Origin of the sequence: Clostridium cellulovorans 743B (assembly GCF_000145275.1) — a bacterium.
Classification (GTDB): Bacteria; Bacillota; Clostridia; order Clostridiales; family Clostridiaceae; genus Clostridium_K; species Clostridium_K cellulovorans.
The window spans coordinates 2,679,235-2,706,076 of the sequence record NC_014393.1 but is presented as its reverse complement, the minus strand read 5'-3'; the positions used below and the strand labels follow the sequence as shown (position 1 = coordinate 2,706,076).

20 protein-coding genes and 8 pseudogenes are annotated in these 26,842 nt (G+C 28.8%); 25 read left to right on the top strand and 3 right to left on the bottom strand.

The window, feature by feature from the left end; all coding sequences use genetic code 11:
• Positions 1 to 525: 525 nt before the first annotated feature.
• The 6 genes and pseudogenes from CLOCEL_RS22305 to CLOCEL_RS11415 all read left to right on the top strand — a co-directional run.
• Positions 526 to 1,038, top strand: a pseudogene (locus CLOCEL_RS22305) (IS982 family transposase); the annotation flags it as partial.
• Between the two features lie 250 nt (positions 1,039 to 1,288).
• Positions 1,289 to 2,413 carry a hypothetical protein gene (locus tag CLOCEL_RS11435; RefSeq protein ID WP_010076752.1) on the top strand — a complete coding sequence of 375 codons (1,125 nt, stop codon included), beginning with the start codon at positions 1,289 to 1,291 and terminating at the stop codon, positions 2,411 to 2,413.
• A 70-nt stretch (positions 2,414 to 2,483) separates the two neighbouring features.
• On the top strand, positions 2,484 to 4,196 hold the full coding sequence (locus CLOCEL_RS11430) for an ABC transporter ATP-binding protein (RefSeq protein WP_010076753.1): 1,713 nt from the start codon (positions 2,484 to 2,486) through the stop codon (positions 4,194 to 4,196).
• Between the two features lie 56 nt (positions 4,197 to 4,252).
• On the top strand, positions 4,253 to 6,004 hold the full coding sequence (locus tag CLOCEL_RS11425) for an ABC transporter ATP-binding protein (RefSeq protein WP_010076754.1): 1,752 nt from the start codon (positions 4,253 to 4,255) through the stop codon (positions 6,002 to 6,004).
• On the top strand, positions 6,001 to 7,695 hold the full coding sequence (locus CLOCEL_RS11420; RefSeq protein WP_010076755.1) for a B12-binding domain-containing radical SAM protein: 1,695 nt from the start codon (positions 6,001 to 6,003) through the stop codon (positions 7,693 to 7,695). The genes CLOCEL_RS11425 and CLOCEL_RS11420 overlap by 4 nt, the downstream gene beginning before the upstream one ends.
• Positions 7,696 to 7,851: 156 nt before the next feature.
• Entirely contained in the window at positions 7,852 to 10,341 is a 2,490-nt protein-coding gene (locus tag CLOCEL_RS11415) for a non-ribosomal peptide synthetase (RefSeq protein ID WP_010076756.1), read from the top strand.
• Between the two features lie 200 nt (positions 10,342 to 10,541).
• On the opposite strand, the gene CLOCEL_RS22000 is transcribed toward CLOCEL_RS11415, so the two are convergent.
• On the bottom strand, positions 10,542 to 11,120 hold the full coding sequence (locus tag CLOCEL_RS22000; protein ID WP_010076757.1) for a transposase: 579 nt from the start codon (positions 11,118 to 11,120) through the stop codon (positions 10,542 to 10,544).
• A gap of 398 nt (positions 11,121 to 11,518) precedes the next feature.
• On the opposite strand from CLOCEL_RS22000, the pseudogene CLOCEL_RS22300 reads away from it, so the two are divergent.
• Positions 11,519 to 12,060: pseudogene (locus CLOCEL_RS22300) on the top strand (IS982 family transposase); the annotation flags it as partial.
• 317 nt (positions 12,061 to 12,377) lie between these two features.
• Here the strand turns inward: CLOCEL_RS22300 and CLOCEL_RS11395 are convergent.
• The gene (locus tag CLOCEL_RS11395) at positions 12,378 to 12,644 is read right to left on the bottom strand and encodes a helix-turn-helix domain-containing protein (RefSeq protein ID WP_010076760.1); all 267 of its coding nucleotides are present in this window, start codon (positions 12,642 to 12,644) and stop codon (positions 12,378 to 12,380) included.
• Between CLOCEL_RS11395 and CLOCEL_RS11390 the strand changes: the two are divergent.
• Together CLOCEL_RS11390 and CLOCEL_RS22770 are read left to right on the top strand one after the other, a co-directional pair.
• Positions 12,612 to 13,148: pseudogene (locus tag CLOCEL_RS11390) on the top strand (FAD-dependent oxidoreductase); the annotation flags it as partial. The gene CLOCEL_RS11395 and the pseudogene CLOCEL_RS11390 overlap by 33 nt on opposite strands.
• 56 nt (positions 13,149 to 13,204) lie before the next feature.
• A pseudogene (locus CLOCEL_RS22770) lies at positions 13,205 to 13,327 on the top strand (IS982 family transposase); the annotation flags it as partial.
• 361 nt (positions 13,328 to 13,688) lie between these two features.
• Here the strand turns inward: CLOCEL_RS22770 and CLOCEL_RS11385 are convergent.
• Positions 13,689 to 13,931, bottom strand: coding sequence for a helix-turn-helix domain-containing protein (locus CLOCEL_RS11385; RefSeq protein WP_013291732.1), 243 nt, complete (start codon positions 13,929 to 13,931; stop codon positions 13,689 to 13,691).
• Positions 13,932 to 13,964: 33 nt separating this feature from the next.
• Here CLOCEL_RS11385 and CLOCEL_RS22295 point away from each other — a divergent pair.
• The 16 genes and pseudogenes from CLOCEL_RS22295 to CLOCEL_RS11310 all read left to right on the top strand — a co-directional run.
• A pseudogene (locus CLOCEL_RS22295) lies at positions 13,965 to 14,249 on the top strand (FAD-dependent oxidoreductase); the annotation flags it as partial.
• A gap of 215 nt (positions 14,250 to 14,464) precedes the next feature.
• The gene (locus CLOCEL_RS11375) at positions 14,465 to 15,013 is read left to right on the top strand and encodes a helix-turn-helix domain-containing protein (protein ID WP_010076765.1); all 549 of its coding nucleotides are present in this window, start codon (positions 14,465 to 14,467) and stop codon (positions 15,011 to 15,013) included.
• Between the two features lie 16 nt (positions 15,014 to 15,029).
• Entirely contained in the window at positions 15,030 to 15,671 is a 642-nt protein-coding gene (locus tag CLOCEL_RS11370) for a YczE/YyaS/YitT family protein (RefSeq protein ID WP_010076766.1), read from the top strand.
• A gap of 35 nt (positions 15,672 to 15,706) precedes the next feature.
• Positions 15,707 to 15,826, top strand: a pseudogene (locus CLOCEL_RS23865) (IS982 family transposase); the annotation flags it as partial.
• Positions 15,827 to 15,965: 139 nt separating this feature from the next.
• On the top strand, positions 15,966 to 16,499 hold the full coding sequence (locus CLOCEL_RS11365) for a hypothetical protein (protein WP_010076767.1): 534 nt from the start codon (positions 15,966 to 15,968) through the stop codon (positions 16,497 to 16,499).
• A gap of 67 nt (positions 16,500 to 16,566) precedes the next feature.
• The gene (locus CLOCEL_RS11360; RefSeq protein WP_010076768.1) at positions 16,567 to 17,295 is read left to right on the top strand and encodes a TIM barrel protein; all 729 of its coding nucleotides are present in this window, start codon (positions 16,567 to 16,569) and stop codon (positions 17,293 to 17,295) included.
• Positions 17,296 to 17,450: 155 nt separating this feature from the next.
• Positions 17,451 to 18,308: a DMT family transporter gene (locus CLOCEL_RS11355; protein ID WP_010076769.1), complete on the top strand. Its 858-nt coding sequence runs from the start codon at positions 17,451 to 17,453 to the stop codon at positions 18,306 to 18,308.
• 330 nt (positions 18,309 to 18,638) lie between these two features.
• Positions 18,639 to 18,977, top strand: a pseudogene (locus CLOCEL_RS11350) (DUF6054 family protein); the annotation flags it as partial.
• Positions 18,978 to 19,135: 158 nt separating this feature from the next.
• A complete protein-coding gene (locus tag CLOCEL_RS11345) occupies positions 19,136 to 19,897 on the top strand; it encodes an IclR family transcriptional regulator (protein WP_010076771.1) in 762 nt (253 codons plus the stop codon).
• A 435-nt stretch (positions 19,898 to 20,332) separates the two neighbouring features.
• Positions 20,333 to 21,163, top strand: a complete 831-nt coding sequence (gene kduI, locus CLOCEL_RS11340; RefSeq protein WP_010076772.1) for a 5-dehydro-4-deoxy-D-glucuronate isomerase — start codon at positions 20,333 to 20,335, stop codon at positions 21,161 to 21,163.
• Positions 21,164 to 21,433: 270 nt separating this feature from the next.
• A complete protein-coding gene (locus CLOCEL_RS11335; RefSeq protein ID WP_010076773.1) occupies positions 21,434 to 22,237 on the top strand; it encodes a gluconate 5-dehydrogenase in 804 nt (267 codons plus the stop codon).
• A gap of 11 nt (positions 22,238 to 22,248) precedes the next feature.
• Positions 22,249 to 22,886: pseudogene (locus CLOCEL_RS11330) on the top strand (RpiB/LacA/LacB family sugar-phosphate isomerase).
• Positions 22,887 to 23,030: 144 nt separating this feature from the next.
• Positions 23,031 to 23,813, top strand: a complete 783-nt coding sequence (gene kduD, locus CLOCEL_RS11325; RefSeq protein WP_010076774.1) for a 2-dehydro-3-deoxy-D-gluconate 5-dehydrogenase KduD — start codon at positions 23,031 to 23,033, stop codon at positions 23,811 to 23,813.
• Positions 23,814 to 23,969: 156 nt separating this feature from the next.
• Positions 23,970 to 24,917 (top strand): sugar kinase, encoded by a 948-nt coding sequence (locus tag CLOCEL_RS11320; RefSeq protein ID WP_013291731.1) that lies wholly within the window; start codon positions 23,970 to 23,972, stop codon positions 24,915 to 24,917.
• 72 nt (positions 24,918 to 24,989) lie between these two features.
• Positions 24,990 to 25,616 carry a bifunctional 4-hydroxy-2-oxoglutarate aldolase/2-dehydro-3-deoxy-phosphogluconate aldolase gene (locus tag CLOCEL_RS11315; protein WP_010076776.1) on the top strand — a complete coding sequence of 209 codons (627 nt, stop codon included), beginning with the start codon at positions 24,990 to 24,992 and terminating at the stop codon, positions 25,614 to 25,616.
• Between the two features lie 95 nt (positions 25,617 to 25,711).
• Positions 25,712 to 26,548, top strand: coding sequence for a sugar phosphate isomerase/epimerase family protein (locus tag CLOCEL_RS11310; RefSeq protein ID WP_010076777.1), 837 nt, complete (start codon positions 25,712 to 25,714; stop codon positions 26,546 to 26,548).
• Positions 26,549 to 26,842 lie beyond the last annotated feature (294 nt).

Sequence of the window (26,842 nt, the reverse complement as noted above, 5' to 3'; positions counted from 1 at the left end):
GCTTAATTATTGTAAGTGAGAAGGAGTTATGGGGAAACAAGCCTTACTTTAAGGATATTATTCCTTTATTTAATAAAAAATACAGAGAAAAATATCGCTGAAACTAACTGTGATTAATAGTTTTTTAATCTTAAACTATTGAAGAATTATATTCCATTCATCAGGGGGTACTTATACCAGATATATGTTAACGTTATTTAACTTTTATGTATGCTTCCTCCTTTTTGTTTTATCCAAGTAGCATAGAATAATATTGTTTTCAGACACGATCTAATCTTCATACCACTGAATCGTTTTGTTGATTATATGGAAATGAATATAGAATAATTGAACATACAATTTGAATCAGTGAGTTGGATATCAAGACGATGATAAATTAACCCATGTTGCTAGTTAAATACGCTGGCAATACTTACAAATAGAAAAACTCCAGCATATTTGCTAACCTATATGCCAGAGTTTAATAAAGATTCTATCATAACAATAAAGACTTAAAAGATTTTATTGTTGCCACTTATGTAAGATTTTAAGCCGGAGGCTGCCTACGGGCGATGTGCTTCAAAAAAAGAAGCATATTATGGATTCAAGTTACATGCTTTAGTGGCCCTCGATGGTTATATCACAGATTTTACTGTAATAGCATCAAATATTGATGACAGAGATGTCGTCTGGGAACTTACAGCCAATTCAGAGATTGATATACTAATAGGTGATAAAGGATATATAGGTCAAAAAGTTGATTCGCAATTAGAAGAAACAAGGTATATTCGTCTTTAAATAATAAACCGTAACAATAGCAAAACTAAACTTTTAAAACCTTTTAGGCAGTTGATATTTAAAGTTCGTCGTAGAGTAGAAACTACTTCTTCTCAGCTCTCTGAGCAATTAAATATGCAGAGTGTTCTTGCAAAATCAACTTTGAGGTTTGCCACAAGAATATTAAATAAAATATTAGCTCATAGTTTTTGCTATTTTATAAATAAACTTTTTAGTATAGGTATAAAAACATCAAAGATTAAAGAATTAGTATTTGGATAATGATTTCCAAAAATAGTATATCAGTCAATAGGATTGGACTGTTCAAAATTGTGGTATAAATATCCTTTTAATAAAAACTTATCTGTTAGCACAACAAGGTAAATTAATACAAAATATTGACGTGTTGCGCAGGAAAGTTTATAATAAACTAAAATGTAATAAAAATACATATAATAATTAGACAAGAATATATGTAATTTTATGCTAAAATACATATATATAATAATGATAATGAAAGGGATGTATAGTTTTGTATAAAAATACTGAAAGCTTTTCTAAGGTTTTAAAAACAAGAAGAATTTTGGAGGTATATGAACAGAAAATAATTACTACTTATTTAACTTTTAGTTTGCCCATGAATGTTATTTATTCTAATAAGATGAAGGAACAATGGGTATATGAACATTTTACTGAATTATATCTTATGAGAGCAGAAAATGGGTACATATGGCTTGATTATTTAGAAGATTTATATTTTCCAAAAGATGTCTTAGATTATTCATTTATTCCTGCGAAAAATATGAGAAACATTCAAGACATATTGGAATTTACGAAAGAAAAAATAGATCAGGAAAACTATTTAACAATATATATCGATGAGTATTATTACGAAAATTCTGAATATTATAAAAAAGAACATAGACCTTTGCAAGTTTTTACATATGGGTATGATGATAACGAAGGATTAATGTATAGTATTGGTTTTTTTAATGATGGAACTTTTGGGAAATTAAACATTTTATATGATGACTATAAAAAAGGATATGAGGAATGTATAGCTAATTATGAAAAATTTGCCATATGGGTTGAGTTATATTATTGCTTATTAATGAAGGTAAAAGATCCACAAGAAAAATATAAGTTTCAACCATCTATATTTTTATCTCATTTAAAGAATTATTTATTGTCTTATGGAGATGAATCACAGTTGAGACCAGAGATACAGATTGAGATGGGAAATAAAGCTATATATGGAATAAAGGTTCATGATGAAGTATTAAAAAATCTTTATAGACTATTAGATGGAGATTATGTAATGGACTATAGACAAATTCATTTAATAGAAGAACATAAGAGACTTATGTTAGACAAGATTAAATATATATCAGAATGTTACAAATTGGATGAAAAAATAGAAAGCAAGATTCAAGAATTAGGGGGTATTGTAAATGAGTATAAAGATGCAAGACTTACTTATATGAAATATATGTTAATAGAGAATGATATGAAGACAATAAATGGACAACTTAAGAATCAAGATGCAATAAGAAAAATAATAAACATCTTTGAATCTGAAAGATTAAAAGAAGAATTATTGTTAAAAGAAGTATATGAATTGATTAAAGAAGGAATAGGAGAAGATAATTTATTATAACATAGTAAGAGTTTTATTAATTTAAAGATCCACTTCATTTGATGAGATAAAGAAGAGGGGTGTGAATAAATTGAAAGCCAAACATAGAAGTACCATTTTTATTGCTAGCATATGTTCTTTGTTTTTAGCTTGTTTAAATATATACCAAGCTAATCAAGTAATAGTACTTTTACAATCAGTACTTGATAAGAATAAGAACAAACTTATGAATGCAGTAATATATCTATCAATAGTTATATTATTAGGAGTGTTAGCATCATTTTTAAAGCAATTTACTACTAATGCATATAGTATACGAAAAGAATCAAACCTAAGAGAAATGTTGACTAAAAAAATAATTAATATAAAGATTTCAGACTACAACAAACAGGAAAAAGGTTCTTTTATTTCAAAATATGTAACCAACATACAAACCATTAGTGGTTTTTATAAAAATAGTTTTATAAATTTAATATATTTGCCTGTAATGTTCAGTGGAACTTGTATCTTCTTACTAACATTAAATGTTAAGCTATTTATTATTAGTTTTTGCTTATTACCTGTTTGCGTTTATTTTAGTAATAATGTATCAAAAAAAATTGGGAAATATAGTGAGGAATATTTCTCAGTTTTAGAGAGTTCAAATGCTATAGTTTCTGAGTGTTTTGTTATGTTTACTATTGTTAAGGTTTTTAATATGATTCCTTTACTAATTGATAAAGTCCAAAAAAACTTGAGAGTAAATCGTAATTTGGGATGTGAAGTTGAAAAATCACAATCTATACTTTTTCTTATTCTTATCCTTATATATGAAGTACCAGGCGTGATATGTATTATTTATGGAAGTTATTTAGTTGCTCAAAATCAAATAAGTGTTGCTGGACTCATCGTTTACATGCAGATGACTTCGTATATTGTTAATCCAATAGTTGAATTTGCAAATCATGTTGTTTCTATGAAAAAAGCTATAGGGGCGTCGAAAGAATTGAGAAAAATAATGATGTTGGACCAAGAGGATAACTTATTAAATTGCAAAACGAAAGAGAATAATAATTATGAAAACATATTAGAATTTAATAATGTATCATATAGTTATGATGAACGACAAAAAAATATCCTAAACAATATTAGTTTTAAAATACAAAAAGGAAGTATTATAGCTATTGTTGGTGAAAGTGGAAGTGGGAAGAGTACAATAATTAATCTTATTTCAGGTTTTTATGATTATTATGATGGGTCGATTTTTATCTGTGGTAACAATATAAAGGATTATTCAAAACAAGAACTAAGAAAACTTATTTCAGTATCATTTCAAGATTCACATTTATTTTCAACAACTATATATAACAATATATTGTACGGAAACATTTATGCAGACAAAGAGGCTGTTATATCCAGTTCTTCAAATGCATACGCCATAGACTTTATTAGTAGTTTTAGTGATAAATTTGATGAATTAGTTAGTGAAGATGGCAAAAAATTATCTGGAGGACAACGTCAACGAGTTGGAATTGCACGTGCATTCTTAAAAAAGGCATCTTTGTTAGTTTTGGATGAGCCTACAGCAGCATTAGATGCTACTTCTGAAGGGAAAGTCGTTGATTATTTAAAAAAACTAAAAAATGGTAATTGTGGTGTTTTAATTACCTCTCATAGACTAAAGACTATTTTGTATGCAGATAAAATAATAGTTTTAAAAAATGGAGCAATTGTAGCCCAAGGAAATCATGAGGAATTATTAAAAGAATGTGAATATTACAGAACAATATTACTTTCGTCAGACAAAGAAGATAATGTTTGTTAAATACAATAGTAGTAAAATATCTATAATCTTATTTATTTGTATAGGAGTGTGCTAAGTTGAGTTTTTATAAGAAACTAAATGAGTTACTGAACCATCTAGATAAAAAAAAAGCATATATTTTTTTCACATTTGCTAGCTGTGCAACTTTTATTGGTTTTAGATTAATAATGAGTATTGTTAACCAGCAGCTGATTGATGGTGTGATGTCAAATGATAATATCAGTAATGAAATTACGATTACCATAATAGGGGTTGTTTTGTCATGCTGTTCTTTTCCGATTTTTATGTATTTTAGAGGGAAAATTATTCGTAATAGCATAATGAAAATGAGATTATCTATATTTAGACAAGCATTGAATTTGCCTCAAAGTTATTATGATAATCATAATAATAGTGATGTAATGATGTATTACACATATAACATAAATTCAATGGAAGAGACATATGGTGAACCAATTAGAGCAATTGTAAATGACATTATGTTTGGTGTTTGCTCTATTGTAATGATATTTATAATTAACATAAAAATGGTATTGGTTAATATAGCTTTAGGCATACTTTTATTAAGTGTAAATGTATTTTTTAACAAATATATTGAAAAGAGTATTAAATTAATTTATGACAGATATAATGTCGTATTGAGTGATATTAGCGAAATATATTCTGGGATCAAAGATATTAAGGTTTTCAATATATCAGAGTATATATATGAAAATTTTCTAGAGAATAATAAAAAATATGAAACAGAATCAATAAATCTAAATAAGATACAGTCATCTAAAGAAGGAATTGGATACTTCTTTAAGATGTTGAATTTTATATTTTTGCTTTTTTACGGATCATTCTTGGTTAAGGATAACTTAATTACAATAGGCGATATGGTTATGGTAATTTTATTGCATGGAAGTATAGCTACAATGTTTTTAACAATAGGTGGAACTAAAGGTATTCTGCAACAAGCTTTTACATGTAGCGATGCTCTAAATAAATTTTATCTAGAGGCAACAGAAAAAGAGTTGTTACAATTAGCTTCACATAAACGGTCTACCAAAGACAGTGATTGCAATTATTCAGTTTTATTTAAAAATGTCTCATTTAATTATGGTAATGCCAATTTTCAATTTAATAATTTAAATTTGAAGATTCAAAAAGGTGAAAAAGTTGCTTTGGTGGGGTATAGCGGAAGTGGTAAAAGTACATTTATTAAATTAGTAATGGGATTGTATATACCTTGTGATGGAAAAATTTTTATTAATAACCAATTAATTTATGGTGATAATATCGAAAACATAAGAGATGACATATCATATATTCCACAAGATAAATTGTTATTTAGCGGTACATTTGAAGAAAATATAAGATATGGTAATAGTAAAATAACTATTAGTGAAATTGAGCATATATGCAAGTTAGTTGGGTTACATGATTACATTCAATTATTACCAGATAAATATAATAGCTTTGTTGGGGAACATGGTTGTGCTTTATCAGGTGGACAAAAACAAAGAATAACTATTGCAAGAGCTCTAGTTAAGAGAGCTTCTATACTTATATTTGATGAACCAACTTCTGCACTAGATATTAGAAATACTGAGTCTATTATGAAAATTATAGAAAATCTACCTAACGAAATAACAGTCATTATTGTTGCACACAAACTACATTGTATGGAGTTTGTTGACAATATACATGTCTTTGATAAAGGGCATATAATTGAATCTGGGAATCACACAGAATTGATAAATAAGAAAGGAGTATATTATGACCTATATAAGTCTAATAATAAAAAAGATGAGGTGTTTATATGATTAATAGCAATAAAGAATATAAAAGGGTAGTGTTTTGTATGGTGCCTTATTGGCCACCGTTGTTACCACCACAAGGGTTAGCACGAATTAAACAGTATATAGGTGAAAGTGGATATAACTGCAAAACATTTGATGCAAATATTGAAGTTGAGTTTAAAGAAATATGTGATGAATATTTTAAGAAAATAAACGAGTGTGTTCCTAAGACGAAGCAAGGCAACATTTTTGATTTAGGATACGTAGTCTTAAGAAATCAAATGATGGGGCATGGAAAATGTACTAAGAATGAACAGTATATTAATATGATGCGAGCACTATTCAAGCGAAATTTTCAGTCAGATATTAATGAGGAAGATGTATATGGATTTAAAGAGATAATAGATAAATTCTATCAATTACTCAAAGAATACATAGCAAATATCATTGAAAAGGAAAGACCAGATGTAATAGGATTATCTGTTTATTCTGATAATTTGCCAGCATCTATGGTTGCCTTTGAATATATAAAATCAATAGCGCCTAATATTATAACAATAATGGGAGGGGCAATATTTGCTGGAGAATTAATTGAGAGTAGTCCTAATTTTAATGATTTTGTCGAAGAAACAGGAAGATATATTGATAAAATATTGATTGGGCAAGGAGAACAATTGATATTGTCATTTTTAAAAGGGGAACTTGATGATAATCAAAAAATATATCATAGCAGAGATATACCTAATGGAGTTATTGATATTTCTCATATATGTACGCCTAATATGACTGACTTTAAAATTGAACAATATCCTTATATTGGAACATATGCTTCAAAAGGATGTCCCAATAAATGTAGTTTCTGTACTGTAGTAAGAAATTTTGGTGAATATCAAGAAAGAGATATAGATACAACGATTAATGAAATTAAATTCTTACAAGAAAAATATAAAAAAAGGGCATTCTTCATGCTGGATTCTTTGATGAATCCGTATATTACCAATTTATCTAATGGAATTATACAAGAGGATCTATCTATATATATAGATGGTTATCTGCGTATTAGTGAGGAGGTATGCGACATAACTAAGACCATGCTATGGAGAAAGGGGGGAATCTATCGCGTAAGAATAGGGGTAGAAAGTGGATCACAACATGTATTAGATTTAATGAGTAAAGGAATTTCGGTTGATCAAACACGTAATGCATTGGCAAGTCTTTCTTATGCCGGTATTAAAACAACAACATATTGGGTAATCGGACATCCGGGTGAGACAGAAGAAGATTTTAATCAGACATTAAAATTGCTAGAGAGTTGTAAGGATGATATATGGCAAGCAGAATGCCATATATTTGAATATTTCTATGATGGACAACCTTCAAACAATGAGTGGGAACTTAGTAGAGAGTTATTATATCCAAAAGATGTAAGTGATTTATTAGTTTGTAAATCATGGACTTTAAATACATTACCTTCAAGAGAAACTTCTTTAGAGAGAGTTGCGATATTTGCAGAGAAATGTAGAGAATTGGGAATACCAAATCCTAATACAATAAGTGAAATAAATTATGCTGATATTAGATGGAAAAATTTACACAGTAATGCAGTTCCATCATTGATAGAAATACAAGATATCAAGTTTAATGAAGATAAGAGTAAACTAGGAAATGTTAGGCTTGCTGAAAGTAGAATAGAAAGTATAGATTTTAATTTTTAATAGATTCCTTATTTAATGTTGGTTTTAGAAGTTGGTTAATAAGATTTGAGACAAGTTCATTTTAAATATAGTGAGATTTAAATTAGTGAATAGTTAGTGGATTTGGAGTATTTATGTATAAAATATTTGGATGTAAGTGAAAGGTAGGTACTTAATATGAAGAAAATGTATGAACAAAGTAACTTCTGGATTAATTATATTGGAGAAGACCATGATAAATCAGTTATTCGTACTGAGGAGTTTATTGAGCAACAAGGTAATTGTAGCGGCTTTAATAAGCATGAATTCGAAATTAATGATAGAACCTATTCTATAATGAAAAAGATTAGTAACAACTCAGATGTATTAACACTTACTATTTTGACCAGTGCTCTTGAAATCTTAATTCATAAATACAGTGGATGTAAAGATGTAACAATAGGCATGCCTATATATAATCAAAATGATAATTATGATTATATAAATAAAGTATTACTTATAAAAAATAACATTTATAATGAAAATTCATGTTCTATGATTCTCAATTCCACTAAAGATTTAATTAATAAAGCCGTTGCTAATCAAAACGCCCCTCTTAATGAGTTATTTGATATTACAGCAATATCAAATAATTTATTTGATATTGCTGTAATACTAAAAAATATACAAGATATAAATTACTTAGATGACTCAAAATATAGTATTTGTTTTGTATTTGATGATAGTGGTAGCAATTTGTCATGTGAAATTTTTTATGATGAACAAAAGTACAAGTCTTCATATATAAGGACAATTTCAAAGCACTTCATTTTTGTATTAGATAAGTTAGTTGATAATCCTGGTAAAAACATTCAAGAAATTAATGTTGTTGATCATGATGAGATGGATTTAATGTTAAATGTTTTCAATGGTAAGATAGAAGAAATAAGAGATATTAATTTGATTGATATATTTAAGAATATTGTAAATGAATATCCTAATAAAATTGCCGTTAAATATATTGAGAAGAACATTACATATAAAGAAATTGATGAGAAATCAGATAAGGTTGCAAAAAAGTTAATAGAATGTGGCGTGAATATGAATGATGTTATTGCTATATGTTGTAAGTCAGGAATAGATTTTGCTGTGTCAATATTTGGAGTTTTAAAAGTTGGAGCTACATATCTTCCAATTGATTTTGAACAGCCATGCGATAGGATAGAAATTATTATTAAAGATTGTAAATCTTCTAAAGCTATTTGCGACAAAGAGGCAGCAGATGTTTTTAAAAATATTAAAGTATCCGTAGTTAATATTGATGAAATAAATGATGTAAAAAGCGAATGGAAATATAAGAAGTATAATGATAGCAATTTAGCTTATATAATATATACTTCAGGAACTACAGGTATTCCTAAAGGGGTTAAGATACAGCATAAGAGCATTGTAAATTATATATTATGGAGAAATCAACAGTATTCAATAAATAGCGAGGATGTAATATTACAAACGCTTTCATCAGCATTTGATGGTTATGTATCAAACTTCTATTCAGCATTATTATCTGGTTCTACCTTAATATGTGCCAGTCGAGAAGAGCGGATAGATATGAAAAAATTGGTTAATATAATTACTAGTTGTAAAGTAACTAATATTAGTATTGTACCTACGCTTTTTAATAATATTTTAGATTGCATAGAAACATCTGGATTAACGTCTTTAAAATCTGTTGTATTTGGTGGGGAAAAAATTGGTAAAAGCACTATTGAGATAGTAAAAGAAAAAATACCTCATATAGTTTTATATAATGAATATGGTCCAACTGAGTGCTGTGTTGCTACCTCATATAATAAAATTTCAGGAATTGAAGATGTGTCGAGTATTGGAAAACCAATTCCTAACTCCAATATTTTTATTCTTAATAAACAAAATGATTTGATACCTATTGGATTTGTTGGTGAATTATGTATTTCTGGAATAGGACTATCAACTGGTTATGTTAATAACACTAAATTGAATCAATCAAAGTTTATTATTAATAAGTATTCAAATTCTATAATGTATAAAACTGGTGATATGGCTTACTGGAATAAGGATGGAAGTGTATCAATACTAGGAAGAATGGATAATCAAATAAAAATTAGTGGATATAGAATAGAGTTGGAAGAAATAGAAAGCGTTATTAGAACTATTCCAGATGTTATTGATGTATCAGTTATTGTAAATAAAAATATCTCAAATGAAGATACATTAAATGCATATTTGAAATTAAAACCTACTATCAATAATGATAGTATAAGGAAGGTTCTTTCAGAAAAGTTGCCATACTATATGATTCCTTCACGTTATTATATAGTTGAAGAATTTCCTAGTACCATTTTTGGCAAACTAGATAAGATTAAATTAGTTCAGATAGGTAAAGAGTTAAACTTTGATTTGGATGATAAGGAGAATTATACAGATATTCAAAAGAGACTCTATACTATTTGGAGTTGTATATTAAACCACGATAATTTTGGCAAGAATGATGGATTTTTTTTACTAGGAGCAGATTCACTAAAAGCTACAAAGCTTTGTATAAAAATAGAAATGGAATTTAATATAAGTATGGATGTTATTGACATATTTTCAAATGACACCATATGTTTGCAAGAAGAATTTATTAATTCTAAAATAATGCCATAAGAAGATAGTTTGAAATTTTGTTCTGAGTTGCTACAAACACTAGTTAAAACAAAATATAAACTTTAACGTTAATTTAGCAAGCTAGTATAAATAAATCCATGCTATTTTATCAATCACCAATAAGCCAGTTTTTATTTAAACTCGCTTCAATAAGTAGGGGTTGCTTTGCAACCCCTATCGTTTTTAATAATTGAATATTATTACCACTGAAAAACTCTCCTGGAATTTTTCAAGAAATGAGACAACATGTCCCTCAATTTTTTATTGAGGTTCATTGCCAAAAATCCAATAGAAATAACGAACTCAGAAGTTTCTCTGAGCCTAGAGGCTATTCTGTTTAATTCATAAGCTAATTTTCCTTCATCAAACTTGCCTTCAACAATATTTCTATCACAAATATCAACATACTCCTGACGTTTATCGGTAGTAACAGACTGTTTTGGACGTCCTAAAGCAGATATATTGTTATCCTTACAGTAGCCTAAGTTTTTCCTATTTCTATAGATTTTATCGAAAAGAATCCTTTGAGGATAACAGCCATATTTTTGTCTATAAGCTTCAACAACTGTTTGTAAACTTTCACATTCATTATAAGCATCCCAGCTAAGCTTCTCAATTCTTACAAAACCATCTACAACACTAATTTCAACCTTAGCATCAAACTCCATTTTTGCTTTCGCCTTACCTCTGACAATAGGTCTAACATATGGTTGTTCAATACCAACTATTCTATCTTCAACACTAAGTTTTTGATTTTTAAGAATGTAGTTTTGTTGCATAAAAAGTTCTTTGATTACATTAAAAAATTTAAGTTGTCTAAAATTTAAAGACTTACCTTTTGTAATGAATCCTTCTATGTATCGTATATTTGTAGCAATATAACCTAATAGCTTTTATAAGTTTTTTACTGTTTTGTTCTTTGATTTTGAAGTTAACAAAAAATCTCTTCTAGACTTTTGTCTATAGGTTCTAGGTTTTTTGCCATCCTTCGAATTATTAAGTTGGTTTATAATTTTTTCAAGGTGTTCTCTCTCTTGGTTTAGAAGATTAAGATCCTGAGGAAATGCAATGTTTACTGGTGTACATGTAGCATCAATAACTAAGGTTCCAGAGTTAGGTGGATCATTATTATCATCATCATTGTTATTTTTGTTTTTTTATTATTAGTTCGTAGTAATTTAAGCCGAAGGCTGCTTATTGGAGATGTGCTTGGAAAAAAAGAGATATATTATGACTTCAAATTACATGCATTAGTTGCTTTAGATGGATATATCACAGAATTCTCTATTACTGATGCAAACGCCGATGATAGAGACGCAGTCTGGGAACTTACAGATAATTCAGCGGTTAATACACTAATAGGTGATAAAGAATATATATGCCCCAAAATTGCTTCTCAATTAAAAAAATAATGGGTATTAATCTTTTAATCATAAATCGTAATAACAGTAAATTTAAATTTTTAAAAACACTTAGGCAACTCATATTCAAGGCTCGTCGTAGAATAAAAACTACTTTTTCTCAGCTCTCCGAACAATTGAATATACAGAGGTGCTTGCAAAGCCAACTTTGAGCTTTGCTGCAAGAGTAGTAAATAAAATATTAGCTCATAATCTCTGTTATTTTATAAATAAAATCTTAAATATAGGTATAGATACAGCAAAGATTAATATTGGGATAATAATTCCTGAGAATCTAGTAGAATTTTTATCAGGATAAGTCTCCTCAAGCATACGGAATAAATATCCTATTAATAAAAACTTATCCGTTAGCACAACAGGTTAATATTCTTTAGTTCCAAATACATATAATAAGGAAGCATAATCTTACCACTAAGAAACCGAGTAAACCCAGAATGATACAACCCTAAAATACCATAATATAGTTCAGGTCGTTCTAGGTTATCAGTTTTTCTAAGTTTAATTATTTTCTCAGCAGTAGTTCCCTCAGGAAGATTTTTATAAGGTTTTTGATAAAGATTGAAAATAGAACTTGAAAATATCTGAAAAAGATAATACAAATCTTTTATATGCTTTTTAATCGAAATAATGTACATCTAAATTTAAAGCACCTATTATCTTTTCTAAATTATCTGAGTTTATAACACCACCAACTTCATATCTACATAAACTAGAATATCCAATCCCACACCTAGCAGCAAACTGACGCTGAGTTAATCCATTAAGCATCCGTAACTTAATTATTTTCTCAGCCAAAGTATTTTCAGGCAAATCCTTATATGCTGCAAATGAGCCTGTTTCAACGGTTTCAAACACTTCTCTAAAAGTTGTAGTTTTGTTCACCTTGCTAATGCCAAGTTAATGACAACCTACTATCCATTAGAAAAATTAAGAAAAATTCCAGGCTTAGAGTTTGCTAAATTTGCTGATCCGTATGCTGGTGGTGTAGGAAATTCTATAAGGTATTTAGCTGTTTCCCCAAGAACTAACGATATGAGAGTTAGGGGACTAGATAATTTATTTGTAGCTGGAGAAAAGAGTGGATTATTTGTAGGACACATTGAAGCTATGGCAACAGGATCACTAGCGGGATATAATGCGGTTAGGTATGGTATAGGTATGCCCCTTTTAACTCTTCCTATTAGCACAGCAATTGGAGATATGATTTCTTATGAAAATTACAGGGTTTCTACTATTGATGGAAGGAAAAATAGATATACTTTCTCAGGCGCTGAATATTTTGCTAGGATGAAGTCTTTAGGTCTGTATTCTCTTGATGATGAAGAAATTAAAAGAAGAGTTGAAAAGAATAACTTGACAGATATATTTAAGATTAAGTTGATTTAAAAGCCCAGTCATGGGCTTTTATTATGTTATAAATCAGGAGCACAAATTGCCTCTGAAAAGCTTGGTTTCAATTTAGCTCTGAAAACCTACGAGATTTATTTCTTAACTTTTGTAGTAGAATGAGGTTTTACAGAGTTAGGAAGTCCTTATTTCGAGTCATTGATAAAATTCGTAAAGAGTTAAATTAATGAGAACTTATCTGTTAGTATAATAGGTTAATTTAGTATCTACCTTATTATACCAACTCCAATATTCATATATTTCTAAATTTCATACAGATTAAGTAAGTGAACCTATTTTAATTGTTTATATAAGGCGTATATAAAAAATATTCTACACGACCTTATAGTTTTTGGAATTTGTTACAAAAATAACTTTAAATTATGTGTAATATATTGAAACTTACAACAATGTTAACAGATGATATAATGTTATATGTCATTATAAAAAAATAACAAAATTAGCAAAATGAGAGGTGGGCATGTTTATAGATTTTGCTAGCTTTGGCACTAGGGTTTTAAAATTATCTTAAGATCAACCTTATTGGGCAAAATAATTTACATCTAAATTTAAAGCATGTATTATCTTTTCTAAATTATCTGAGTTTAAAACACCACCAAGATCATATCTACATAAACTAGAATATCCAATCCCACACCTAGCAGCAAACTGACACTGTGTTAATCCAAGAATCAGCTGTAACTTAATTATTTTATCAGCAAAAGTATTTTCGAGCAAATACTCATATATTGTAGACGAACCTGTTTCAACAGTTTCAAACACTTTTCTAAAGGTTGCAGTTTTATTGATTTTGCTAATGCCAATCTAATGTCCACTTATTATCTATTAGAAAAACTAAGAAAAATCCTAAGCTTTGAATTTGCTAAGTATTCAGATCCATAGGCAAGAGGAATATGGAATTCTATAAGATATTTAGCAGTATCTCCTAGAACAAATGATATGAGAGTTAGGGGACTTGCTAATTTATTTGTTGATGGAGAAAAGAGTGGACTATTTGTAGGTCACATTGAAGCAGTGGTAACTGGCGCATTAGCTGGATGTAATTCTGTTAGGTATGGTATAGGTATGCCCCTTTTAATGAAGAGCTATATGTTGAAAAATAAAAAGCATTGCTTCCTTTTTAAATTAATGAACCGTTAATTAATAAAGTGAAATGATAAATCAACTGTGTAGAACACTTAAAATTCATATTATATCAAAAGTGCTATTTTAAAAAATACTTTACAATCAACTGAAATCGTGATAAATTATCCACTATAGAATATATAATACACTATAGTGTTTTGGAGGTACATATGATTTCAACTAGTGAAACTATAAGTAGGAATATTAAAAGGATTCGGCAAGAAAGAAATCTTACATTGGATGATTTAGCTATATTAACTGGTGTCAGCAAGAGTATGCTAAGTGAAATTGAACGTTGCACAAAAAGTCCCACAATATCTGTACTTGAAAAAATATGTGATGGGATTAATGTTCCACTAGCTCAACTTACGCATACTGAAATGCCTCAAGTATCTGTTATTACAAATGATACCGTTAAAAACTATTCTGCGTGGAAGGGATTTGAATTATTTGTTTTGTTTGAATTTAGTCCCGATAAAAAATTTGAAATATTTCGTCATGTAATTGCTCCTCATTCTGAACGTAAGTCCGAGCTACATGAAGCAGGTATCAGAGAATATATTATCTGTACAAAGGGTGTTTTTAGTATACAAATTGGAGATAAAACGTTCAATTTACAAGAAGGTGAAGCACTACAGTTTCTTGCAAATTGCAAGCATAAATATTTCAACTCAACAAATCAAGAGGTAAATATTATTATGCTTCTATATCATGAATAGAAAGGTGGATCATATTATGATTAACTTTATGAAGAGAATAATTAGGTTAATATTTGGCCTTTTTTTATATGCATTAGGCTCTTTCTTAACTATACAAGCTAATATAGGATTAGCCCCTTGGGAAGCATTTAGTATGGGTGGTACATATCTGACGCGTATATCGTATGGAAATATTGTTGTCATTACTGGTGTTATTATCATTTTAATTGATTTCGTGTTTAAAGAAAAAATTGGATTTGGTACAATTCTCAATGCTATATTAATAGGAAAGTTTGTGGATTTGATTCAATTTGTCAACATTATTCCAAGGATGTCCAATTTGGGGCTTGGTTTATTAATGCTCCTGTTGGGACTATTAATTATCTGTATTGGAAGTTATTTTTATATTGGTGTATCCCTTGGATGTGGTCCCCGTGATGCACTCATGGTGGCACTTGGAAAACGCATGCCAAAAGTACCCATAGGAGCAATAAGAACATTAATAGAAGGTACCGTACTTATTATTGGATGGCTGTTGGGTGCAAAAATTGGCATTGGCACAATAATATCTGTATTTGGCATTGGGCTTATTTTGCAATTCACTTTCAAATTACTACGTTTTGATGTAAAAAATATCAAGCACGAGAGTGTAACTGATACATTAAATCAATGTCACTGAAGCGCAAATAATTGTAGAGTATTCTTACAAAATAAACTTGGGGATTTGCCAAGAGAATATCAAATAAAATATTATCTCATAATCTTTGCTATTTCATAAATAAAACTTTTAATATAGGTATAGAATTATTAAATAAAGAATTAGTATTCGGATAGTAAATTCCAAAACAGTATAGCTGTCAATAGGATAGGCCTATCCAAAATCGTGGTATAAATATCCTTCTAATAAAAACTTATCTGTTAGCACAGTTATACTTAAACTATAATTGTAGATATAAATAATTGAGGTGTAGAAATGAATAGAAGTGATTTGATTGAATTTGTTAGACCGTATTATAAAAACAAAGATATTATGCATAACTTACAACATATAGAATTAATAATAAAAACTATTGATAAAGTAATAAAAGCAGGTAAGTATGTTGTAGAGTATGAAAACTTGATATATGGTGCTTATTTCCATGGCGTAATTAGCACTAATGAAAATGAAATGCGAAGTTGGTTAAGTGATAAAAAAGTACCCTTAGAGAGAATTGAAAGGATTATTACAATCGCATCAGAATCCTTTAGACAAGAAATTCCAACAACTCTTGAAGGCAAAATATTACATGATTCTCATCAAATAGAAGGGGGTAAGGTGTATTTCATAACAAAATGTCTAATTACTGGAACGTTAAGGGGACAAACTTTATTAGAAACAATAAACTATGTTGAAAAGAATGTATTATATAATGGGGATTGTTATTTACCAGAAACTAAACCTATTTGGAAAGAAGCAAATAAATTTGCTGAGACATATATAAAGGAATTGAAAGACGGCATTATTTAATTAATGAGAAGAAACTATAAGTTTATTTATAAGTAAAAAGGAATCAATATGTATTAAGGAGGACAGTATGGTTAAAATAGGATGTTTAGCTAGGTTTTTTAATAGGTATGAAAGCGAGGTGAAATTCGCAAAAGAAAATGGGTTTGATTTTATGCAGCTTTGGTATGATAATAGAGGCTTATGTTTACATGAAGATGATAAAGACTTTATAAAGACTATAAATAAGCATAGATTTCCTACAATTATTCATGCAGTATTAAACATTAATGAATTTGATGAACATATACCTAAGTTACTTGAGATACTAAAAAAATTACAACATAAAGAGTTGATAGTTCATCCAATTTGTGAAAACAAACTTATAAATAAAAATACTTTAGATGAATTGAATAGAAAAGTTAAGTTTGCTTTAAATTTACTAAATAAAGAAGGGATAACGTTATATTTAGAAAACAATAGTAAGTTAGATCCAATATTTACTGATACTAATGAAATAGAACTAATGTTTAATGCTAACAAGACTCTGGAATTTTTATTGGATATTGCACACATAGATAGCATAAATCACTTAAAGGAAATGGTTAATATAAGGAAACCCAGCATTTTACATATAGCTGATAAACATTTTAATGTGGTTCATGAGCATTTGCCCATTGGACAAGGAGAAATAGATTTTAATTTTATATTCAGTAATATCCTTGAAAATTATGAAGGAAAAATAATATTGGAGATTGTAAATACTGATTTAGATATAGTAAATTCTCAGAAAGTAATAGCTGATATTTTGAAAAAATGATGCAAAACAATAGGAATATTGAAAAGAATTATGAAAGTCAGTTTATCTTGAAAATGTATTTTTTACACAAAATTAAGCGAAAATGTGATATGCTTAGTATGTTCTTTTTTAGGCTAGTTTTAGAGATAAATACTTAATGACGAGGAGTGATTTTTATGCATCTATGGATCGTAATGGTAATTGTATCTGGCATCTTATTAGGCTTTTGGGACGTAACCAAAAAGAAAGCCTTTGAAAAAAACTCAGTAGTAACAGTCTTAACTTTCTACTCGCTATTTTGTTTTTTATTGGTATCTTTTGAATTTAGTAATGCAGTTAATATATATTTAGATAAGATATTTATAATTTTTATTAAGACTTTTGTTGTATTTATAGCTTGGGTATTAAGCTTTTCAGCAATTAAACATTTGCCTATAAGTGTTATAACTCCCTTTGATACATTGAATCCAATGTTTTCTATTATTTTTGGGATAGTTATATTAAGTGAGAGACTTAGTTCATTTCAATACATAGGAATAATAATCATGTTAATTTCTTATTATTTCATTGGAAAAGTAGGATCAAAAGAAGTAATTAAAATATTTAATAATAAGTATTTCTATTTTATGCTAGGGTCTGCACTTTTGAATGCAGTAAGTGCTACAATCGATAAAATAGCACTAAAATCAATAAATCCTGGACAAATGCAATTTTGGTTTACTTTTTTTATGTTCTTATTTAATGCTAGTACATTAGCATATTTACGGGTAAGAGGAAAAGAGAAGAATAGTATTAAACTTGATTTGTATATCCCTCTTATGAGTGTGTTATTAATAATTTCTGACAGGTTGTATTTCACTGCAGTTAATATTCCATCAAGTCAAATTTCGATAATTATGCCTCTTAGGAAAATATCAATTTTCATATCCGTGATTGTTGGTGGGCTTATATTTAAAGAGAAGAATCTTAAACGAAAATTTAGCTATATTTGTTTTTTGATTTTGGGTATTGTATTTTTATTTATAAAAAAATAATCATGACATACTGATCACTTTATTCAAGAATAAGCTTTTTATAATAAAAACTTAATTTTTATAACCTATAAAATAATAAAAGATAAGGCAGCCTATAGTATTTAAAAACCAATAGGATGCCTTAAAAATTATATTTTTAAAAGTATAAACAAATATGTTCATGATGAAGTTATTTACTAATAGAATATATTTATTTATACGCATATATCACTGTATTATCTTATATTACAAAATAGAACATTCACTAATAAAGTCTATTCTAGAATGTGTATAGTGTTTTATGGATCAATGTAGTTTTTTGTAAGTTTAACTCCAGAAAAAGTTAAGAAAAAGATTGAAAATGAAGAAAACTCAGATTTAGTCTATGATGAAATTAATGATATTGGAAATGGCAAATATTATGGAACTTTAATATTTGAAAGATTTTTTATGAGAGTAAGCAATAGTGTAACTTTGACTGTTTTATTTAATAATCTAGATGGAAAAACACAAGTAAAAGCTATTCATACTGGAAGTTCACCAGGAGAGACCTTTAATTTTCATTGGGTTATGGCAGAAGATTTTCCTTATACTATTAAATTACACCAGAGAAGTGCATTATTAATTAATCTTATAAAAGAAGCTCTCAAAATCGTATTAACGAAATTTTTAAGTGGTAAAAAAACATGAATTTTGAATATGATTATAATTATGTAAAGAGCTTTAAGAAAAAATATTAGAGATATATTATAACGCCCCTTTGACTAATTTTATTTTATCTGTTGTATTATCCAATTAAAATTGATACAATGGTTAATATTATAAATGAATAAAAGAGGGGAATTAAAATGCAAGAAGTAGTACAATCAGTAGATAGAGCCCTTTGTATTTTAGAGATATTATCTGATTATGAGGATGGATTGGGAATAGCTGAGATTAGTGAAAAAGCAAATTTACATAAAAGTACAGTATATAGATTTTTAAATACGCTAATATATAAGGGATATGTAACTCAAGATACAAGTACAAGCAAGTATCTTCTAACATTAAAATTATTTGAATTAGGTAATAAAAGAATCGAGAAAATGAATTTAGTGACTGTTGCTCAGCCTTATCTAAGAGAACTTATGAAAAAAACTGATGAAGTAATTCATTTAGCTGTTAGAGAAGATAATGAACTTATTTATGTTGCTAAAGTTGAACCTAAAAAGTCTATAATTATGTATACTCGTATTGGGATGAGAAAGCCAATGTATTGTACAGCTATGGGTAAAGCAATAATGGCAGAATTGACTGAAGAAGAAGTGAAAAATATATGGGACACAAGTGATAGAAAAGTCTACACTGATAATACTATAGTTAACTTAAGTGAACTGAAAAACAATTTAAGAGAAGTACGTTCCAAAGGCTATGCGATAGATGACCAAGAAGTTGAAAATGGAATAATATGCATGGGAGCTGTAATCAAAGATTACAGAAGTAAAATATGTGGGGCTATTAGTGTTTCAGGAACTATTATGAGCGTAGATGAAGAGAAAAAAGAAATTATTGCAGAAGAACTTTTACAATGTGCAAATAAAATATCAAAGGATCTTGGATATAATATTTAACTACTAGATGTTCACACAGTAGGAGCAACGAATATAAATTATAGGGATTAAAGATACATATATATAAATCAATAATTGAGATTAAAAAACAAATCATTGTCATGTAAATATTGGCAGCGGTTTGTTTTTTTATTTCAAATGCAAGAATAGTTAAACAAAAAACAATAAAAAAATTCTACAAATTTTTTATTATCTACTTGAAAAATGAAACTGCGTATCGTATAATAGTATTAAGTTCACGATGTGAAACGCTAATCCATAATGCGAGCGATTACTGGGGGGTAATATAGCAACTTATGTTGCTGTGCTTGTTATAGTTATATATTCTTTATAAGGTGTAAATTTAAAATAAAGAGTAGCTATGGAAGCGTATTACTGATAAAGGTAATAATAAAATTAATATTTTTAATATGAAAAACATTTAGGAGGTGTGAAATGGAAACTAGATATGCGAATCATCCAGATGACTCAAAAAAGTATGATACTGAAGAGTTGAGAAAACATTATCTACAAGAGAAGATTTTTGAAAAAGATCAGATAAGTCTGACTTATAGTCATGTAGATAGAATAATATTTGGTGGAGCTATGCCTGTAGAAGAAAAACTTTCTTTAGAGGCAGCAGAGGAATTAAGAGCAGATTATTTCTTAGAAAGAAGAGAAATGGGTGCTATTAATGTAGGTGGCTCTGGAGTGATTATTCTTGATGGAAAAAAATATCAACTAGATAAATATGAAGGTATCTATGTAGGAATGGGAACAAAAGAAATTCAATTTGTTTCATTAGATAAAAACAATCCTGCAAAATTTTACATAAATTCTGTACCTGCTCATACATCGTATCCAACAGTGAAAATAGATAGAAATAAAGCTGTGATTGCAGACTTAGGTACCCAAGAAAATATGAATAAGCGAACAATTTATAAATTTATTCATCCAGAAGTTTGTGAAAGCTGTCAACTATCTATGGGCGTTACTATGTTAAAAGAAGGTAGCGGTTGGAATAGTATGCCTTGTCATACACATGAAAGAAGAATGGAAGTGTATTTTTACTTTGATTTACCAGAAGATCAAAGAGTATTCCATTTAATGGGCCAAGCTCAAGAAACTAGACATATAGTAATGGCTAATGAACAAGCCGTAATATCCCCAAGTTGGTCAATTCATGCTGGTATAGGAACTAGCAATTATACTTTTATATGGGGAATGTGTGGAGAAAATAAAACTTTTGATGATATGGATAATCTAGCAACAAAAGATTTAAAATAGATTTTAAAAACCTTTTCTCTAAAAAGGCACCTATAGTATGGTGTAACTCATTGATTAAATAGAAATACAAAAAGTTAAAAAATAATTTTAATATTGTAAACCATAAGGGAATAATCTCTATTTCCCTAAAAAATATATCTCTAAAAAAAGAATATATATCTCTAAAAAAGAATATCTCAAAAAAATATCTCAATAACACGTAACACAATAACACAAACAAATTCAGAATCAAACACGTTTAACACACTTAAATTATGGAGGGAAAGTTCAATGAACATAATTAACAATTTTTCATTAGAAGGCAAAATTGCATTAGTAACAGGCGCTGCTTATGGTATTGGATTTGCTCTTGCAAAAGCTTGTGCTGAAGCTGGAGCTACAATAGTATTTAATGATATAAACCAAGATTTAGTTAACCAGGGAATAAAAAGTTATGAAGAACTAGGAATAAAAGCACATGGTTATGTATGTGATGTTACAGATGAAGATGCTGTAAATGAACTAGTTGCAACAATAGAAAAAGAAGTAGGAATAATTGATATATTAATCAATAACGCTGGAATAATCAAACGTATTCCAATGTTAGAAATGAAAGCAGAAGATTTTAGAAAAGTTATAGATGTAGATTTAAATGCTCCATTTATAGTAGCTAAAGCAGTAATTCCAGGGATGATTAAAAAAGGTCACGGAAAAATAATCAACATATGCTCTATGATGAGTGAATTAGGAAGAGAAACTGTAGCAGCTTATGCAGCAGCTAAGGGTGGACTTAAGATGTTAACAAAGAATATTGCATCTGAATATGGTGAATACAATATTCAATGTAACGGAATTGGACCTGGATATATAGCTACACCACAAACTGCACCACTTAGAGAAGTTCAAGCAGATGGTTCAAGACATCCATTTGATCAATTTATAGTTGCAAAAACTCCAGCAGCACGTTGGGGAACTCCAGAAGATTTAGCAGGTCCAGCTGTATTCTTAGCATCTGATGCATCTGACTTCGTTAACGGTCACATTTTATATGTAGACGGTGGTATTTTAGCTTACATTGGAAAACAACCAAAATAGGGGGTAGGACAATGAAAATAGCTTTAATAAATGAAAATAGCCAAGCATCAAAAAATGGTTTAATCTACGAAACCTTAAAGAAAGTAGTAGAACCAAAAGGACATGAAGTATTTAACTACGGAATGTATAGTGCTGAAGATGAGGCTCAATTAACATATGTTCAAAATGGCATATTAACAGCTATATTATTAAATTCAGGGCTGCAGATTATGTAATAACTGGATGTGGAACAGGAGAAGGCGCAATGCTTGCTGCTAATTCATTTCCAGGAGTATTATGTGGTCACATAGTAGATCCATCCGATGCATATATGTTTGCACAAATTAATGATGGGAATTCTATATCATTACCTTTTGCAAAAGGATTTGGATGGGGAGCAGAATTAAATTTAGAATATATCTTTGAAAAACTATTCCAAGGCGAAAGTGGACAAGGATATCCAAAAGATAGAGTTATACCAGAACAAAGAAATAAAAAGATTTTAGATGAAGTAAAAATAGTAACCCATAAGGATATGATTACTATTTTAAAAGAAATAGATCAAGCCTTATTAAAAGGTGCTGTTAGCGGGCAAAAGTTTAAGGAATACTTCTTTAATAATTGTCAGTGCAAGGAGATAGAGTCTTATATAAGAAGCATATTAGAATAATAAGCTGATAAGACACATCTAATATAGTAGAAAAGTTAAGAGCGGACATGAATAATCCGCTCTTTTCTTTATATATGAAGGCTTTTATATCATGTTTCGTTTTCGCTAACATAAACAATTAAATTATGATGGGAGTGAATTATAATGTCGAGTATTTTAAATGAGTTTTCAATGGATTTTTTTAGATTGGATGGAAAGGTAGCTATAGTTACTGGTGGAAATACAGGACTTGGCCAAGCTTATGCTATGGCTTTAGCTAAAGCAGGAGCAGACTTAGTAATCACAACCCATGGTACTAATTGGGAAGAAACAAGGAAGTTAATAGAAAACGAAGGTAAAAGAGTTGTATTTGTTCAAGCAGAATTAACTAATAAAGAAGATAGGAAAAAGATAGTAGACGTTTCTATGAAAGAGTTTGGTAGGATAGACATATTAGTAAATAATGCTGGAATTATAAAAAGAGCTCCACTTCTTGAATATAAGGAAGAAGATTGGAATTCGGTAATGGATATAAATTTAAATGCATTATATTTTTTAAGCCAAGAAGTAGTTAAAATAATGGTAAATCAAGGTTCAGGAAAAATAATTAATATTGCATCAATGTTAACATTCCAAGGTGGAAAATTTGTACCAGCATATACTGCTAGTAAACATGGAGTAGCTGGTATAACTAAAGCTTTTGCCAATGAATTAGCATTCAAAAATATTCAAATTAATGCTATAGCACCAGGATATATAAAAACAGCTAATACTGGACAAATAAGAGAAGATGAAAAAAGAAATAAAGAAATTTTAGATAGAATTCCAGCAGAAAAGTGGGCTGAGCCATTTGATTTAATGGGTGCAGTTGTATTTTTAGCAAGTAAAGCATCTGACTATGTTAATGGTCATATCCTTGCAGTTGATGGTGGCTGGTTAGTAAGATAGTGAAAGTTATCTTTGGTTAATACTTGCTGTATTAAGTAAATTATAAAAATTTCTCGAAACACTTGATTACATTTTGATATATATTTGAACAATAAAAGTTTTAGAAGTAAAATGTTAATAATAAAAAATAATAGATTGAAAGCGAGGCAAGAATATATGGATGTTATTACTATAGGTGATGCAATGATAGCAATGTGTCCTAAAGCAAAAGGTCCAATAATATTTTGTAACACTTTTGAAAGAAAACTAGGTGGAGCAGAACTAAATGTTATAATAGGTTGTGCAAGATTAGGTATTCAATCAGGTTGGATAAGCCGACTTGGAAATGATGATTTTGGTAAATATATAATGAAAACTGTAAGAGGAGAAGGTATTGATATTTCAGAAGTTAAACTTGTAGATAATTATCCAACATCAGTATATTTTAGAGAAGTCTTAGCAGATGGCTCTAGCAGATCCTTTTATTATAGAGAAAAATCACCTACAAGTACAATGAAATGTGAAGATCTAAATGAAGAATATTTCAAGAATGCAAAAGTACTACATATTACAGGTGTATTTCCTTCAATAGCTAAGAATAATCAAGAAATAATATTAGAAGCAGTTAAACTAGCAAAAAAACATGGTTTAGTTATATCCTTTGACCCTAATATAAGACTAAAAATGTGGACTAAAGAAGAAGCGAAGTCTTATATTGAAAAGATATTACCTAATGTAGATATCTTATTGATTGGCGATGAAGAGATAGAAATTCTTTTAGGAGAAGTATCTATACCAGATGCAATAAAAACTTTTCATTATTATGGCATAGGAAAGGTTATTGTTAAAAAAGGAGCTAAAGGTGCAGTAGGATCAGATGGTAAAAATGTTTACGAAGTTGATGCTATTAAACCAAAAGCTTTAGTTGACACAGTTGGAGCTGGAGATGGTTTTGCAGCAGGATTTTTAACATCAATGATTAAGGGTGAAACTTTAGAAAATTGTGTTAAGTTTGCAAATGCAGTAGGATCTTTAGTTGTTGGTGTTGAAGGTGATAATGAAGGATTACCCTGCTATGAAGATGTTCTAGTACATTTAGGACAAGCTAAGAAAATAGAACGTTAGAGAAAATATTGAAATTTATAGATGTATCATAGTTAGTTTTGATATAAAGAAACAAAAATGAGGTGTAAATAAATGTTTGAAAAAATTTATAGTACTTTAAAAGAAGAAAAAGCTGTAGCTGTTATAAGAACTAAAACTTATGACGAAGCAAAGGAAATAAGTATTGCAGCTATAAATGGTGGAATGAAAATTATAGAAGTAACTATGAGTGTTCCTAATGCTCCTAAATTAATAAAAGAATTAAAAGAAGAGTATAAAGATGCTTGCGTTGGCGCTGGAACTGTATTATCTAAAGATGCTGTAGATCAATGTATTGAAAATAATGCTGATTTCATCGTTTCACCATGTTTTGATGAAGAAGTAATAGTTTACGCAAACCAAAGAAAAGTATTAATAATTCCTGGTTTGATGACAATGTCTGAAGTAAACAATGCTTACAAATTAGGACTTAGATTTATAAAAGTGTTCCCTGGAAATGTTGTTGGAAAAGCATTTATAGGAGCTGCTAAATCTATTTTCCCAGATCTTAGTATAATGCCAACTGGTGGTGTTAATAAAGACAATATAGGTGAATGGATACAAGCAGGAGCTGATTGTAGTGGTATAGGAAGCGATTTAAATAAAATATACAAAAGTAATGGTACTGAAGGTGTGACTGAATATTGCGCCGAAGTTGTTGCTAAAGTAAAAAGTTTATAATTGTCATAAAAGAATGTTTAAATAACATTCTTTTATACTATTAATAGTATTTGAGAAAAAGAGAAATATAGTATTTAAAGTAAGGAGAGGCACTGATGCGAATAGGAGTAAGAGGTCATGATATAGGTAAGTTTTCATTAGATGAATTGGCAACACGTATTAAAGAAAAGGATTTAAAAAGTATACAGTTTGTTATGAAAAAAGCTATAACTGAGTTTGAAGTAACCAAGGGATGTATGACTCCGGGATTAGCTCGTTATATAAAAGAAACTTTCGATAGACATAATGTAGATATAAGTATTCTTGGTTGCTATATTAATATGTCACATCCAGATGATGAGGAGTTACAAGAATTATTAGATTTATTTAAAGATCATATTAGGTTTGCCAGAGATCTTGGCTGCAGTATGGTTGGTACTGAAACAGGAGCTCTTAATAAGGAATATGTATATGGACCAGAAAATCATACAGAAGAAGCATTTCAAAGATGTTTAAATTCTTTAAAAATAATGGTTAGTGAAGCAGAGAAGTTTGGAGTCATGGTTGCTATTGAAGGGGTTGCAAGACACGTAATTAACACACCAACAAAAATGAAGAGAGCGTTAGATGAAATCAATTCAAATAATCTTCAAGCAATATTTGATCCATATAACTTTTTGACAAATGAAAATTATATGAATCAAGATGAACTTATCAAAGAAGCTTTTGAGTTATATGGTGATAGAATAATATTAATTCATGCAAAAGATTTCATAGTAGAAAATGGACAAGTTAAGCAAGTAGCAATAGGAACAGGACAATTTAATTATCCTTTATTATTGTCATTAATAAAATCGAGAAAACCACATATTGATATTATTCTTGAAGGGACAACTCCACAAGATTTAGACAATAGCATAAAATATATTAAAGAAATCTATGATAGAGTATAAGAAATACAACTATTTTAACCTAATTACTTGGGCTAAAATAGTTGCAATTTTTTGTGCATTTTGTATACAATTTTAAAAAGTAGATTTTGTATAAAAACTTCAAAGATTCATTTGTTATCAATGCATAAATAAAAATCTTATTTTTAAAAAGAATAAAAAGTTGTATACTTGTATTCTGTTTGATGAAATTTCTATAACAAATATGTAATTATATATTTTAAAAAAAGAAAAAATGTAATAAAAATATAAAAGTGTTGTATACTAGTTGGGAGGAGTGATATAATCTTTTAGGGG

What these genes read in the sequence shown, in the direction of transcription:
- CLOCEL_RS11420 (WP_010076755.1), top strand. Translation starts at nt 6,001, where the DNA reads ATGATTAATAGCAATAAAGAATATAAAAGGGTAGTGTTTTGTATGGTG.
- CLOCEL_RS11415 (WP_010076756.1), top strand. Translation starts at nt 7,852, where the DNA reads ATGAAGAAAATGTATGAACAAAGTAACTTCTGGATTAATTATATTGGA.
- CLOCEL_RS22000 (WP_010076757.1), bottom strand. Translation starts at nt 11,120, where the DNA reads ATGCAACAAAACTACATTCTTAAAAATCAAAAACTTAGTGTTGAAGAT.
- CLOCEL_RS11375 (WP_010076765.1), top strand. Translation starts at nt 14,465, where the DNA reads ATGATTTCAACTAGTGAAACTATAAGTAGGAATATTAAAAGGATTCGG.
- CLOCEL_RS11370 (WP_010076766.1), top strand. Translation starts at nt 15,030, where the DNA reads ATGATTAACTTTATGAAGAGAATAATTAGGTTAATATTTGGCCTTTTT.
- CLOCEL_RS11365 (WP_010076767.1), top strand. Translation starts at nt 15,966, where the DNA reads ATGAATAGAAGTGATTTGATTGAATTTGTTAGACCGTATTATAAAAAC.
- CLOCEL_RS11360 (WP_010076768.1), top strand. Translation starts at nt 16,567, where the DNA reads ATGGTTAAAATAGGATGTTTAGCTAGGTTTTTTAATAGGTATGAAAGC.
- CLOCEL_RS11355 (WP_010076769.1), top strand. Translation starts at nt 17,451, where the DNA reads ATGCATCTATGGATCGTAATGGTAATTGTATCTGGCATCTTATTAGGC.
- CLOCEL_RS11345 (WP_010076771.1), top strand. Translation starts at nt 19,136, where the DNA reads ATGCAAGAAGTAGTACAATCAGTAGATAGAGCCCTTTGTATTTTAGAG.
- kduI (WP_010076772.1), top strand. Translation starts at nt 20,333, where the DNA reads ATGGAAACTAGATATGCGAATCATCCAGATGACTCAAAAAAGTATGAT.
- CLOCEL_RS11335 (WP_010076773.1), top strand. Translation starts at nt 21,434, where the DNA reads ATGAACATAATTAACAATTTTTCATTAGAAGGCAAAATTGCATTAGTA.
- kduD (WP_010076774.1), top strand. Translation starts at nt 23,031, where the DNA reads ATGTCGAGTATTTTAAATGAGTTTTCAATGGATTTTTTTAGATTGGAT.
- CLOCEL_RS11320 (WP_013291731.1), top strand. Translation starts at nt 23,970, where the DNA reads ATGGATGTTATTACTATAGGTGATGCAATGATAGCAATGTGTCCTAAA.
- CLOCEL_RS11315 (WP_010076776.1), top strand. Translation starts at nt 24,990, where the DNA reads ATGTTTGAAAAAATTTATAGTACTTTAAAAGAAGAAAAAGCTGTAGCT.
- CLOCEL_RS11310 (WP_010076777.1), top strand. Translation starts at nt 25,712, where the DNA reads ATGCGAATAGGAGTAAGAGGTCATGATATAGGTAAGTTTTCATTAGAT.